Origin of the sequence: Streptomyces sp. NBC_01474, from assembly GCF_035918215.1 — a bacterium.
GTDB lineage: Bacteria > Actinomycetota > Actinomycetes > Streptomycetales > Streptomycetaceae > Streptomyces > Streptomyces aureus.
Map to the genome: position 1 here is coordinate 4,547,931 of NZ_CP109449.1, position 12,920 is coordinate 4,560,850.

General features: G+C 68.9%; 12 protein-coding genes and 1 pseudogene. 6 read left to right on the forward strand and 7 right to left on the reverse strand.

Features of this window, described 5'->3' with window-relative positions; all coding sequences use genetic code 11:
* Nucleotides 1-113 precede the first annotated feature (113 nt).
* From OG758_RS20735 to OG758_RS20745, 3 genes are all read right to left on the reverse strand, one after another.
* Nucleotides 114-845 carry a lytic transglycosylase domain-containing protein gene (locus OG758_RS20735; protein WP_326711380.1) on the reverse strand — a complete coding sequence of 244 codons (732 nt, stop codon included), beginning with the start codon at nucleotides 843-845 and terminating at the stop codon, nucleotides 114-116.
* Between the two features lie 409 nt (nucleotides 846-1,254).
* Entirely contained in the window at nucleotides 1,255-2,574 is a 1,320-nt protein-coding gene (locus tag OG758_RS20740) for a PhoH family protein (RefSeq protein WP_100598186.1), read from the reverse strand.
* Nucleotides 2,575-2,894: 320 nt separating this feature from the next.
* Complete coding sequence (locus OG758_RS20745) at nucleotides 2,895-3,656, reverse strand: isoprenyl transferase (protein WP_116510472.1); 762 nt, start codon at nucleotides 3,654-3,656, stop codon at nucleotides 2,895-2,897.
* A gap of 133 nt (nucleotides 3,657-3,789) precedes the next feature.
* Between OG758_RS20745 and mgrA the strand changes: the two genes are divergently transcribed.
* Nucleotides 3,790-4,830, forward strand: coding sequence for an L-glyceraldehyde 3-phosphate reductase (mgrA, locus tag OG758_RS20750; RefSeq protein WP_326711381.1), 1,041 nt, complete (start codon nucleotides 3,790-3,792; stop codon nucleotides 4,828-4,830).
* 49 nt (nucleotides 4,831-4,879) lie between these two features.
* Here the strand turns inward: mgrA and OG758_RS20755 are convergent, their stop codons facing one another.
* Entirely contained in the window at nucleotides 4,880-5,398 is a 519-nt protein-coding gene (locus OG758_RS20755; RefSeq protein WP_326711382.1) for a hypothetical protein, read from the reverse strand.
* A gap of 336 nt (nucleotides 5,399-5,734) precedes the next feature.
* Here OG758_RS20755 and OG758_RS20760 point away from each other — a divergent pair, with 336 nt between their 5' ends.
* Nucleotides 5,735-6,070: a DUF192 domain-containing protein gene (locus OG758_RS20760; RefSeq protein ID WP_326711383.1), complete on the forward strand. Its 336-nt coding sequence runs from the start codon at nucleotides 5,735-5,737 to the stop codon at nucleotides 6,068-6,070.
* A gap of 99 nt (nucleotides 6,071-6,169) precedes the next feature.
* Here the strand turns inward: OG758_RS20760 and OG758_RS20765 are convergent, their stop codons facing one another.
* Nucleotides 6,170-7,489 carry an RNA-guided endonuclease InsQ/TnpB family protein gene (locus OG758_RS20765; RefSeq protein WP_326711384.1) on the reverse strand — a complete coding sequence of 440 codons (1,320 nt, stop codon included), beginning with the start codon at nucleotides 7,487-7,489 and terminating at the stop codon, nucleotides 6,170-6,172.
* A 74-nt stretch (nucleotides 7,490-7,563) separates the two neighbouring features.
* Between OG758_RS20765 and tnpA the strand changes: the two are divergent.
* A pseudogene (gene tnpA / locus OG758_RS20770) lies at nucleotides 7,564-7,931 on the forward strand (IS200/IS605 family transposase).
* A 317-nt stretch (nucleotides 7,932-8,248) separates the two neighbouring features.
* On the opposite strand, the gene OG758_RS20775 reads toward tnpA, so the two are convergent.
* On the reverse strand, nucleotides 8,249-9,037 hold the full coding sequence (locus OG758_RS20775) for a class I SAM-dependent methyltransferase (RefSeq protein ID WP_326711385.1): 789 nt from the start codon (nucleotides 9,035-9,037) through the stop codon (nucleotides 8,249-8,251).
* Between the two features lie 344 nt (nucleotides 9,038-9,381).
* Between OG758_RS20775 and OG758_RS20780 the strand changes: the two genes are divergently transcribed.
* On the forward strand, nucleotides 9,382-10,701 hold the full coding sequence (locus OG758_RS20780; RefSeq protein WP_326711386.1) for a cytochrome P450: 1,320 nt from the start codon (nucleotides 9,382-9,384) through the stop codon (nucleotides 10,699-10,701).
* Nucleotides 10,702-11,428: 727 nt separating this feature from the next.
* Here the strand turns inward: OG758_RS20780 and OG758_RS20785 are convergent.
* Nucleotides 11,429-11,710, reverse strand: a complete 282-nt coding sequence (locus OG758_RS20785; protein WP_326711387.1) for a hypothetical protein — start codon at nucleotides 11,708-11,710, stop codon at nucleotides 11,429-11,431.
* A gap of 159 nt (nucleotides 11,711-11,869) precedes the next feature.
* Here OG758_RS20785 and OG758_RS20790 point away from each other — a divergent pair, with 159 nt between their 5' ends.
* Nucleotides 11,870-12,157, forward strand: a complete 288-nt coding sequence (locus OG758_RS20790) for a winged helix-turn-helix domain-containing protein (protein ID WP_326711388.1) — start codon at nucleotides 11,870-11,872, stop codon at nucleotides 12,155-12,157.
* 92 nt (nucleotides 12,158-12,249) lie between these two features.
* Nucleotides 12,250-12,801 carry a hypothetical protein gene (locus OG758_RS20795; RefSeq protein WP_326711389.1) on the forward strand — a complete coding sequence of 184 codons (552 nt, stop codon included), beginning with the start codon at nucleotides 12,250-12,252 and terminating at the stop codon, nucleotides 12,799-12,801.
* The last annotated feature ends 119 nt before the right edge of the window (nucleotides 12,802-12,920 follow it).

The following is a 12,920-nucleotide window of genomic DNA, read 5'->3' on the forward strand; positions in this document are numbered from 1 at the left end:
TCCCCCGGGAGTCGTCGGCTCCGACCGTACATGCCCGAAGCCCCTCACCGTAGGACGGCAAGGGGCTCAGGAAGGTTGACGGGTCCGGGCCCGTCATGAAGCTGTACCGGCTTCTAGTACCAGTGGTTGGCCTGCCAGAAGGTCCAGGCCTCACACGGGCTGCCGTAGCGGCTGTCCATGTAGTTGAGGCCCCACTTGATCTGGGTGGCCGGGTTGGTCTGCCAGTCGGCGCCCGCGGTGGAGTACTTGGACGCGGGCAGCGCCTGGAAGAGACCGTAGGCACCGGAGGAGGCGTTGGTCGCCCGGTAGTTCCAGCTGGACTCGTGGTCCACGATGTTGCTGAAGCACTGGAACTGCCCGGCGGGCACCATCTGACGCGCCATCGCCTGTATCTGCGACGCCGAGTAAGAGGCCTGCGTGGCGAAGCTGGAGGCGTCGCGGGTGGCCGAACGGCTGGCGACCTTCTTGGCCTCCGCGCGTTCCTTGGCCTCCTTCTCCGCCTTCTCCTTGGCGTCGGCTGCCGCCTGCTGCTTGGCGACGGCGTCCTCGGCAGCCTTCTTACGGGCTGCTTCCTCCGCCGACTTCTGAGCGGCGTTGTCCGCGGCGATGGCCTGCGTCTCCGCCTGCTGCGTCAGGGTGGCGGTCTGCACCTGGGCCTGCTGGCCCGCGGGTATGTCGGCGAGGAGGGTCGCGTCGCTCGCCGTGGCCTCAGCCTCGTTGGTGGAGGGCTGAGCGGTGCTGCCCGAGGCAACACCCACGACTGCGCCGACTGTGGTGACCGCGGTGGCCGAAGCCACTGCGAATCCCCGGACCGAAATCCGGCTCACACGGTTTCCTTCCAGCATCGCCCGCTGTAGGTGACCCTCGCGGACGCAATCGTGCCCCTGACGCTGGCCTCCCAACTGCGGGGTCACGGGAGACACGGGCCCGGTGGGCAACTCCCGCTACGGGAGCGCCGCGTGGTGCTCGGGCGGCATACGACGGCCTCTGTGAAGTTCTGGTGTTCGTGGTGCTCTTCATGCTGTGGATGCACAAGTGTCGTATGCGGGGCCTGACAGGACTGAGACTCTGCCGGACGCGGTTGCCTCAAGGCAATTCTCATCCAAGTGGGAAAGCTCACACCTCGTTTGCCCCAGCGGTTTCGCGGAAACAAGCGCACGGCACAACGCCGCCCGGCTAAGCTCCTGCGCTTCGCCGGGCGGCGCCAACTACCGCGTAACCCCTACAAGGTGGGGCGCTTCACTCGCTCTCTCCTCACAAGGGGCCGTCCTCCAGCATCTCCGTGACCAGGGCCGCGATCTGTGAACGCTCGGACCGCGTGAGCGTGACGTGCGCGAACAGCGGGTGTCCCTTCAGCTTTTCGACGACGGCGACCACGCCGTCGTACCGGCCGACCCGGAGGTTGTCGCGCTGCGCCACGTCGTGCGTGAGCACAACCCGCGAATTCGCCCCGATCCTCGACAGAACGGTCAAAAGGACGTTCCGTTCGAGGGATTGGGCCTCGTCCACGATCACGAACGCGTCGTGCAGGGAGCGGCCGCGGATGTGGGTGAGCGGCAGGACCTCCAGCATGCCCCGCGCGGTGACCTCCTCGATGACGGCCTTGCCGGCGACGGACCCGAGCGTGTCGAAGACCGCCTGCGCCCACGGGCCCATCTTCTCGGCCTCGGTGCCGGGCAGATAGCCGAGCTCCTGGCCGCCCACCGCGTACAGCGGACGGAAGACCATCACCTTCTGGTGCTGGCGCCGTTCGAGCACCGCTTCGAGGCCCGCGCAGAGCGCGAGCGCCGACTTGCCGGTGCCGGCCCGGCCGCCCATCGACAGGATCCCGATGTCCGGGTCGAGGAGCAGATCGAGCGCGATGCGCTGCTCGGCGCTGCGTCCCTTGATGCCGAACGCCTCACGGTCGCCGCGCACCAGACGGACGTTGCCCTCGGCCGTGATCCTGCCGAGCGCCTTGCCGCGCTCGGACTGGATGGTGAGGCCGGTGTGGACGGGCAGCTCCGCCGCCTCCGGTACGTACAGGCTCTCCTCCTCGAAGAGGAGGTCCACCTGCTCACCGGAGAGCCGCAGCTCGGACATCCCGGTCCAGCCGGAGTCCGTGATGGCGAGCTCGGCGCGGTACTCCTCGGCCAGCAGGCCGACCGATGACGCCTTGATGCGCAGCGGCAGGTCCTTGGAGACGACGGTGACGTCGTACCCCTCGGCCTGGAGGTTGCGGGCGACGGCGAGGATGCGGGAGTCGTTGTCCCCCAGGCGGTAACCCGCCGGGAGAACGCCCGGATCCGAGTGGTTGAGCTCGACGCGCAGGGTCCCGCCCAGATCACCGATGGGGATCGGGGCGTCCAGGCGTCCGTGGCGGATACGGAAGTCGTCGAGCAGGCGCAGGGCCTGCCGGGCGAAGTATCCGAGCTCCGGATGGTGCCGCTTGGCCTCCAGTTCCGTGACCACGACGATCGGGAGCACCACTTCGTGCTCGTCGAACCTGGTCAGGGCGTTCGGGTCGGCCAGCAGGACGCTGGTGTCGAGAACATAAGTGCGCCGGTCGGGCTGGCGCTTGTTGCTGGTCACCACGGAAGGACGTACCCCCTCGGATGAGGTCGGGGAGCGACAGAGGGATCCCGGGCCGGGCGGGGCGGGTCGTACCCGCCGGTCGACGGCCGCGATGCGTGGGCCGTGGACCGGCCCCCAGCCTCTCCAGCGGAGCGCGTGCTCTCCGCGTGATCGTCCTGGCGCAAAGGGCCTCCCGGGCGGACAGCCCCGTGCCGTCCGCTGAGACTCGACGTCCGTGAATCGGACATCGACCTGGAAGGCTTATTCCCTCGAACACGCGCGGCCATGCCACGGCATATGACGGCGCGCGCGTTAACTCCTGGTGACGTACGTCCCCGAGGTCAGCCGCCGTAACGCCGGTGACGGGCGGCGTAGTCGCGCAGGGCACGCAGAAAGTCCACCTTGCGGAAGGCGGGCCAGAAAACTTCGCAGAAGTAGTACTCGGAATGGGCCGACTGCCAGAGCATGAATCCGGACAGGCGCTGCTCGCCGCTCGTGCGGATGACGAGGTCGGGGTCGGGCTGCCCGCTGGTGTAGAGGTGCTTCGAGATCTGGTCGATGTCGACGCTCTCGGCGATCTCCTCCAGGGCGGTGCCCTTGTCCGCGTGGTCAAGCAGCAGGGAGCGCACCGCGTCGGCGATCTCCTGGCGGCCGCCGTAGCCGACCGCGACGTTCACGAGTATTCCCGTGTTGTCGGCGGTGGCCTGCTCGGCCTCCTTGAGGACGGTCTGGGTGCGGGCGGGGAGGAGGTCGAGGGTGCCGACGTGGTGGACGCGCCAGCGGCCGTCGACGGCGAGGCTGCGGACGGTCTCCTCGATGATGCCGAGGAGCGGCCGCAGCTCCTCCTCGGGACGGTCGAAGTTGTCCGTCGACAGCATCCAGAGGGTGACGACCTCGACGTCCGTCTCGGCGCACCAGCCGAGGAACTCCTCGATCTTGTACGCGCCGGCCTGGTGGCCCTGCGCCGCAGTGCCACCGGAGGCCTTCGCCCAGCGCCTGTTCCCGTCGAGGATGACCCCGATGTGTTTGGGCACCTGGTCGTGGTCGAGACGGCCTTCCACCCGGCGTGCGTAAAGTCCGTACACCAGGTCGCGCAGGTTCACTGTCTTTCAGCCCCTCCGTGCAGACGGCAGTCCCCGAGGGCGAAAGCCTACCGCTGTGAGGCCTCGCCCTCACTGTGGGGTGTCTGTGCTCCGACGCTGTGGACTGTCGGTGCTCTGACGTAGCTTCGTACCCATGAACGACACGTCTTCCTACCGCGCCGCCCCGGACCGCTACGACTCGATGGAGTACCGGCGCACCGGCCGCAGCGGTCTCAAGCTGCCCGCGATCTCGCTCGGCCTGTGGCACAACTTCGGTGACGACCGCACCCTCGACTCGCAGCGGGAGATCCTCCGCCGCGCTTTTGACATCGGTGTCACCCACTTCGACCTGGCGAACAACTACGGCCCGCCCCCCGGCTCCGCCGAGCTGAACTTCGGCAAGATGTTCGCCCAGGACTTCGCCCCGTACCGGGATGAGCTGGTCATTTCGACCAAGGCGGGCTATCTCATGCACGCGGGCCCCTACGGGGAGTGGGGCAGCCGCAAGTACCTGCTGTCGTCCCTCGACGCGTCCCTGTCACGGATGGGCCTCGACTACGTCGACATCTTCTACTCCCACCGCTTCGACCCGGACACCCCGCTCGAGGAGACGATGGGCGCGCTCGCGTCCGCCGTGCAGCAGGGCAAGGCGCTGTACGTGGGTGTGTCCTCGTACAACAGCGAGCAGACCGCCGAGGCGGCGCGTCTGCTGAAGGAGATGGGCGTCCCGGCGCTCATCCACCAGCCCTCGTACTCGATGATCAACCGCTGGACCGAGGACGACGGCCTGCTCGACACTCTGGAGTCGGCCGGGATGGGCTGCATCTCCTTCGTGCCGCTCGCGCAGGGCCTGCTCACGGGCAAGTACCTGAAGGGCATCCCGGAGGGGTCGCGCGCCACGCAGGGCAAGTCCCTCGACCCGGGTCTCGCGGGCGACTCCGAGGTCATCCGCCGGCTGAACGGTCTGAACGACATCGCTCAGCGCCGCGGCCAGTCCCTGGCGCAGCTCGCGCTCAACTGGGTGCTGCGGGACGAGCGGATGACGTCGGCCCTGATCGGCGCCTCCAGCGTCCGGCAGCTCGAGGAGAACGTGGCGGCGCTGGCGGGCCCGAAGCTCACCGACGAAGAGCTGTCCGAAATCGACTCGTTCGCGGTGTCGACCCCGGGCACGAACATCTGGGCCGGGCGGAGCTGACCCCTCCCGTTCCGTTCCGCGGGCCGCGGCCCTCGCGCCAGGACTCTCCCTAGGCGCCGGGGGTACGCGGCCTGCGGAACCACGCGCCCGTGCTCGCCCGGCCGAGCAGGACGACCATGACGACCCCTCCGACCAGCGCGATGGGCCCGCCGATGTTGCCGCGCATCGTTGCGCTCAGGCCGAGCAGGATCTGCACGCTCGCGATGACGATCGACGTGATGCGCAGCCCACGTCCCGCCCTCCCGTAGAAGCAGGCGAGGACCAGCAGCGCGACGCCGAAGATGTTCCCGCCGAACGCGGCGCCGGCGCCCCGCGCCCCCTCCGTCACGCCGACCGCCACGGAGGCGAGGAGTGCGAGGCCGACCATCACGTACGTGGTCGTCCGGGCGGCACGGAGCGAGGACGGCATGCTCAGGGGCGGCGCGGGGGCGAACTGCGGGTTCGTCCCGTACGGTCCGGGCGCGCTGGAGGGGCCGGGGATGTAGGGGACGGGAGCGCCGTGCTGACCCGGGCCTCCGTACGGACCGGGAGCGGTGGGCGGCGCCTGGCGCGGAAAGTCGTTCGGCATGCCGGGGACTCTAATCGCGGCGCCGTGACCCGAGGGGCGCACGCGCGGCCCGGTCGGAGACAAAAAACGGGCCGGTCCGTGGGGGGGGAGACGGACCGGCCCGAGGGGGGGTTTCCACCATAACCCTTCGTAAGTGATGGTGGGTCCATCGGCGCGCCACAACTACTCTCCGGAGTCGCCCGACGACGGCTGGACGTCTGTTTCCGGCCGGTTCGGGCGGGGTTTCGCCATGGTTTTCCCGGCTTGTGGCCCACACGCGGCGTCCCTCTCATGGGCTAGTCGGGCGACGAACGCGCGCTTGACGCCACAGTGGCCCCGGAGGTTGGCTGCGCCCCCATGGCGACCTTCACCGTTCCAGGGCTCGGGGCGGAACTACCACTGGAAATCGCGGAGTCGGGACCGGCGCGGCGACGTGGCCTGCTCGGCCGGGACGGGGTGAACGGCGCGCTCCTGCTGACGTCGTCGTCGAGTGTCCACACCCTGGGGATGCGCTTCGCCATAGATGTGGCGTATCTGGACCGGCACGGCACGGTGCTCGCCGTGCGGACGATGCGGCCGGGGCGGATCGGACTCCCCCGGTTGCGCGCCCGGCGTGTCCTGGAGTCCGAGGCGGGGGCGATGGCGCGGTGGGGAGTGCGGCGGGGGGTGCGGGTGACGGTCCTGGGGCGGTGACGGCGTCTCGCGTCTCGCGGGACGGTCCGCTGATCGCTGGAGATCCGGTGACCTTGAAGTGCTCTCCTCCCTTCGCAAGCTCAGGAAGGAGATTCCCGTCTACCTTGCGGTGGCGGGCTTGACGCGCTTGTCACGCCTGACGACTGCCCTCCCGGCAGCCGGAATGAGCGCGTGGCCCATCCGGTACAGGTGCAAGATGTTCCGGGCCGCGTTGTGGTCAGCGTTGCCCGACCATCCGCAGTCCGGGTTCTTGCATACGAACGTGGCCTGGTCCTCCCGGCTGCCGGGCGTGATGAAGCCGCAGGCGGAACAGCGCCGGGAGGTGTTCGGGGCGGGCACCTTCTGCAGGGTGCCGCCGTACCGGCCGGCCTTGTACGTCAGCATCGTGACCGTCCTGCCCCACGCCTCTTGGAGAATGGAGCGGTTGAGTCCGGCTTTCTGGGCGACGCCTGTCCCCGGCTCGGCGATGGTGCCCCGAGCGGACTTGACCATGTTCGTGATGGTGAGTGCTTCGACCACCATGACGCCGTACTTCTGGGCGAGGGTGGTGGTCGTCTTGTGCTGCCAGTCCTGGTGTCGTCGCGTGGCTTTTGCGCGCAACCCTCGGATCTGGTCATAGGTGTGGTGCAGGCGGCGGCTGGTGCGCTCGCCAGGCTTGCAGTGTGTCTTGCGCTGGACGGCCCGGCGCTCAAGGCGCAGGAGCTTGCCCTTTTCCTCGGTGTTCAGCCACTTGTCACGGTCGGCGCTGCCATCCGGGAGGCGAGGCGCACGCCCGTGGTCCTGGTGGTTGCCGTCCGAGAGGGCGAGTGGCAGGTTCACCCCGGCGTCAATTCCAACCTGCGCCCCCTGGTGGGATGCGGGCCTGGCTTCGAAGCTCTTTACACGGAAGGCGATGTGCCATCCCAGGTGGTCCTTGACCAGCCGTGCCCCGGTGATCCGGTTGTCGGCGTTCGCCTTGTTGCCCACCGGGAGGTCTTTGGTCCAGCTAAAGCGGACACGGCCGACCTTGGGGATGTTGGCCATGCCCCAGCGGCGGTGTACCCGCTTGATCTGGAGGTCACGGCCCTGCGGGATGTCCACGCTCATCACGGACCGGAACCGGCCCTTGAAGTTCGGAGCGTCAACGCGGCCGTCCCAGAAGTTCTTCCAGGCTTGGAAGTACGTCTTGAGCACCGCTTGCGCGGCCTGCGCAGGAAGGACGGCGAGGAAATCGATCTCTTTGCGGGCCTGGCGTATCGCGGCGTCCGCGTTCGCCAGAGTCCGCTTGTCCTTCGGCATCATCTGCCACCACGCGTGCAGGCAGTTCCACATCGCGCGGGCGGCGTGCGCCTGCTCGTCGGTGAGGAGATTCTCGGCAGCCGACAGTGCCAGTCGGGCACCGTGCCCGAACTGCCGCTTCTCCAAACCGAGTTCACCCACGGTGATCACCATACTGCAGTTGGTCAATGTCGCCATGATGGAAGCCGAACCCCGATGTCAGAACCGGCCGACACATCGTCCACAACCTGCACGTCCACTTGGTGGTCGTCACCAAATACCGACGCAAGACGTTCACGGACAAGATGCTGAAGCCCTGCGAAGAGATCATGCGGGAGGTGTGCACGGACTTCGAGGCCGAGCTGAAGCAGTTCAACGGCGAGGAGGACCACGTGCACCTGCTCGTGCACTACCCTCCGAAAGTCCAGTTCTCCAAGCTGGTCAACTCCGTCTCCTCCAGGCGTCTGCGCCAGGAGTACGACGCGCACATCCGCCGCACCTGTGGGGCGGCCACTTCCCGTCCGGCTCCTACCTCGCCGGAAGCTGCGGCGGTGCGCCCCTGACCGTCCTCCGCCAATACATCGAGAACCAGAAGGCCCCGTAGGCTGAGGTGAACAGTGCCGACCCGTACTCACCCGCGAGTCAGAGCAGTCCTGAGATGGCCTTCACCCCCGGCGTAAACGCCGGAGCACTGACCAAGATCAAAAGGTAGATGGGGGAAAGGCACGCGGCACCGCGCAGCCCCCTCCACTGCACGGTGCCGCCGCGCAGCTTTGCTCGCGCGAATTGCCTTGGTCTGAACCTACGTGACGGTGACACGTGTAGCGAGCCATTGTCGATAACGATGCGGAATCGGTTGGACGGCGGGCTTCCGGAAGAGGCCCGGTGAACTCCGCCCGCTTGCACACCAATTGCCGTGAATCACCCGGCGATCGGCTTGCGGGCCTCGATCAGGTGGCGGGTGCTGTGGGCGACGAACGGCCCTTCCTTCGCGAGCCGTTCATGCAGCTCAAGGAGTCGCGGCCGGTACGCCTCGACAGTGAAGCCCGGGACCATCCAGATCACCTTGCGCAAGAAGTGGACGACGGCCCCGACGTCGTAGAACTCGATGCGCAGACGCTCCGCGCGCAGGTCGACGACATCGAGGCCGGCCGCCTCGGCCTCGGCGCGCTCGCCCTCCGGGTCGCGGCCGTTCCTGACCTCTTCCGGCTGCGGGCCGAGGAAGAACTCGACGACCTCGAAGACGCTGCTCGGGCCGACGTGCTGCGCGAAGTACGTACCGCCGGGCGTCAGCACCCGGGCGATCTCGGCGAACGGGGCCTTCACCGGGTGGCGGCTGGTCACCAGGTCGAACGTGCCGTCGGCGAACGGCAGCGGCGCGCCCTCCGGCGAGGCGACGACCACGACACCGCGCGGGGCGAGCAGCGCGGAGGCCTTGGCGACGTTGGGCGGCCAGCCCTCGGTGGCGGCGATCAGCGGGGGCAGCTTCGGGGCGGAGGCAAGTACCTCACCGCCGCCGGTCTGGAGGTCCAGCCCGGCCGAGGCCCGGCCCATGCGCTCGCCCATGGCACGCGCATACCCCCAGGAGGGCCGCTCCTCGGTGGCCCGGCCCTCGAACCACGAGAAGTCCCAGCCCTCCACGGGGGCGGCGGCCGCCTCCGCGAGGAGCTCGTCGAAGGGGCGGCCGGCGTGGGTGGGGGGTGTGCTCATGGGGCCATGTTCGCAGCGGCGTTCCCGCGACGGCACGTGCTTTTTGTACTGACCGCGCGGGAGGGGGATGGCCGGATGCCGGTCGCTGGATCGCGGGGAGGCGGGCGCGTGATCGTCGCGGAGCGGCCGATGAACTGCCGGGCGACGGCCGCGTGATCGACGCCGGGGTCCGACCGAACTCCGGCCCGGTTCACGGAGCCGGCCCGCTGAAGTGAGCGGGGGAGGTCACGTCCGCCCGCCCTCGGCCTACGGGGGTTCTCCACGTACCCTGGGCGGATCCGCTCCGGGCACCGCTGCCCGACACAGGTAACGGCACCGTCCGTCCCGCGCCGAAATGCGAGCACATGTCCGATCGTTCCCTCCGCTCCGTTCGCTCTGCCCGTTCAGCGATAGCGGCCTGGCTCACCCGCCTCTACTTCGCCCGACTCCGGAAGAAGGGCGGCCTCGACCTCTCCGTCCTCTCGAAGCTGCCCGACGCGGCGCTCCTTCCGCTGCGCCGCGAGGGTCTCGACCCGGTGGCCGAGATCGGCGAGCTCCGCGACCGGGAGCCCGTCAGCAGGCTGCCCATCCCCGGCATGACGGTCTGGCTGGTCACCGGCTACGACGAGGCGAAGGCGGTACTGGGCCACGGGTCCGCCTTCAGCAACGACTTCCGGAATCTGGTCGGTAACACCGGTGTCACCGACGACCAGAACCCGGGCGGACTTGGCTTCACCGACCCGCCGGACCACACCCGGCTGCGGAAGATGCTGACGCCGGAGTTCACGATGCGCCGGCTCTCCCGGCTCACGCCCCGCATCCACGCCATCGTCGAGGAGCGCCTCGCCGACCTCGCGAAGGCGGCGGACGGCGACGGTGCCGTGGACCTCGTCGAGCACTTCGCGATGCCGGTGCCCGCGCTGGTGATCTGCGAGCTGCTCGGTGTCCCCTATGAGGACCGGGACGACTTCCAGCAGTTCTCCGTGGCCCGCTTCGACGTGTTCGGCGGCGCGGGCGCGTCGTTCAGCGCCGTGTCGCAGTCCCTCGACTACCTGCGCGGGATCGTCGCCGAGCAGCGCCGCAACCCCGGCGACGGCCTCCTGGGCATGCTCGTACGCGAATACGGCGACTCCATCACGGACGAGGAGCTCACGGGCCTCGCCGACGGCGTCCTCACCGGCGGTCTGGAGACCACCGCGAGCATGCTGGCGCTCGGCACGCTCATCCTGCTCCAGAACCCCGAGCACTTCACCGCGCTGCGCGACGCGGAGGACCCGGAGGCCGTCGCCGCGCCCTTCGTCGACGAGTTGCTGCGCCATCTGACCGTCGTCCAGACCGCGTTCCCGCGCTTCGCGCGCGAGGACGTCGAGATCGGCGGGGTCCAGATATCCGGCGGAGACATAGTCCTCGTCTCCCTCAGCGCCGCCGACCGCGACGCGCGCCTCGGGGAGGACATGGACCTCTTCGACCCGTCCCGCCAGGTCACCGGCTCCCACCTCGCGTTCGGCTACGGCATCCACCGCTGCATCGGTGCCGAACTCGGCAAGATGGAACTCCGCGCGGCTTTCCCTCAACTGGTCCGCCGCTTCCCTGAGTTGAAGCTCGCCGTAGAGCCCCGGGACCTGGAGTTCCGCAAGCTGTCGATCGTGTACGGGGTGGACACGCTGCCGGTCTACGTGGCCTGAGGCGCGGTCCAGCCCCAGCACGCCACTGTGCTTCCGATGCCGATCGGACGGTGGCAAGCCGGTCCGCAGTCAGCACCCCTCGCGCCCTGACTGGAGCGTCCCCGCCCGGATAACCGGACGGGGATGCTGTCGCGCTCGCCGCGCTACGTGCAGCGGTGCTCAGATCGTGCTATTTGATGCGTTCACCCAGCCTGGCCAACTGCCGTTCCGAGTCCTTCATGTGCCACCATTCGAACAAGCGGATTCGGAAGGCTGATGCCACGCTCCGGACCAGGTGATGAGGCGGCTGACCGTCGAAGACGGCCATCTCCGAACTATCGCTTTCAAGACGCACCCGCCAGCCCCGCCGACAGATCAGTTGGCTTCCACCGTCCGACACTGCCCGCACCGGCACGGCGGGTACGCAGACGAACGCACGGGCTGATCCGCGGCCGAGGCGAGGAGCACCCTCACCTCTCCCCGATCGCCCACGACCTCACCGCCGGCTCTCACCCGGTAGACGCGGAGGGTGAGCCGAGAGCGTCGCGCTGGAGGCTCCAACTCACCTTCCCCACCAAGAAGTTCCAGCTCGTCGACGATAGGCGGCGGGTAGTGGGCGGCGCATTCCTGGCAGGCGTAGACGTTGAAGCCGGGGCCGGTTGCGGCGTGCACCTCATGCGCGAGGACAGGTTCACCTGTGACGCATTGGCAGCGTGCGCACATGCGCACCGCCGGCGGCGAGGGGCGGTCATCGGGCGCCTCCATGGATGAGGTGCGGGTGCGGGCCTACGTCGACGCCGAGCGTGGCGAGGTGGAGAGTGCGGCGGCGTTCCCGTTGGCGGTGGCGTTCGTCGGGCGTCAGGACGTAGGGGCGTACGAGCGCGGACGCGGCGCCGTCGAGGCGTTCGGTGTGGCTGGGTGGGGGCGGGGCGAGCGGCGAGGTGCGGATGCCGAGGCGGTGGCGGCCTCGGGGTGGTGGGCTGCACAGCCGCAGCACCCAGGCAAGGAATCGAACGGCATGGTCCAGCATGTCGACGCTCCTATGTGGCGTTGGCCATGCCCCCGGACCGGTTCCAGCGGTCGCGGGGGTCTTCCATGTCTCGACGCCAACTTGGCTCGCCTTGTATCGCTACGTATAGAGACGTATCTCGATGACAGAGGCGTTATCTATACGAGTAGCTTCCTGATCATGAACTTCCAACCGGATGCTGAAATCGATCACGAGGGGCCGGTTACGCCGTACCGCCAGCTCGCGGGAATCCTCCGCGCCCGCATCGAGCGTGGAGACTGGCAGCCGAACCGAGCGATCTCCAGCGAGACCCAGCTCGTGCAGCAGTACGGGCTCGCGCGCACCACCGTCCGGCGAGCAATCGCCGTACTCATCGAGGAGGGGCTCGTCTTCACCGTGCCGCAGCGGGGAACCTACGTCTCCCCGACGACGCAGCCGGCGGACCCGGCCGCCGAGGCCGACGACTGACCATGCGGCGCCGTCCCCAGTCGGGATGCCGCGCCGTACGAAGTTGTCCACTGGCGGCAGCAGGAGCGACGAATCTTCGCGACACTGTGGCGATGCGGGATCTTCGGGAGATCGCCATGGACGGGTTGGTGCTGTCCGCCTGGGCGCGGGCGGACGGGTGGTCCCGGGCCGGGCTGTACCGGCAGCTGAAGGCGGAGGGGTGGCAGCGTGTCGTCGAAGGGGCCTGGCTGGAGCCGGGGGCGCCGGTCGACCTGAAGGTGCGGCTGCTCGCCACCCAGTGGACGGCTCCCTACCTCGTGGTGAGTCACTCGGCTGCCGCCTGGCTGTGGGGCATTGAACTTCCTTATCCGGAAGCTGAGTTCACGGCCAAGCGCCTGCACATCGGGCGTCATCGCTCCGGCCTCCATCGCATCGCGCTGCCGGACACCGAGGTGACCGAGTTGCACGGCCTGCGCTGCACGACCGTGGACCGGACCCTGGCCGACCTGTTGCGCCAGGCTCCGCAGGACGACGCGATCACCGCCGTCGAGTCGGCCCTCACCTGGCGCCGGGTACGGCACCAGCGCCGGAGGCCACTGACCACTCTGGACAGGGTCGGTCGGGCGCGGGGCAGGAAGGGATGGGCGGGCGAGTGGGGGCGCTGAAGCGGCTGCGCCTCGTCGACACGCGTTCCGCGTCGCCCGCCGAGACCGTGGCGAGGCTCCGGATGGCCGAGGCCGGGGGCTGCATCCGACCCCTCAGGTCGAACTGACCACCTACGAAG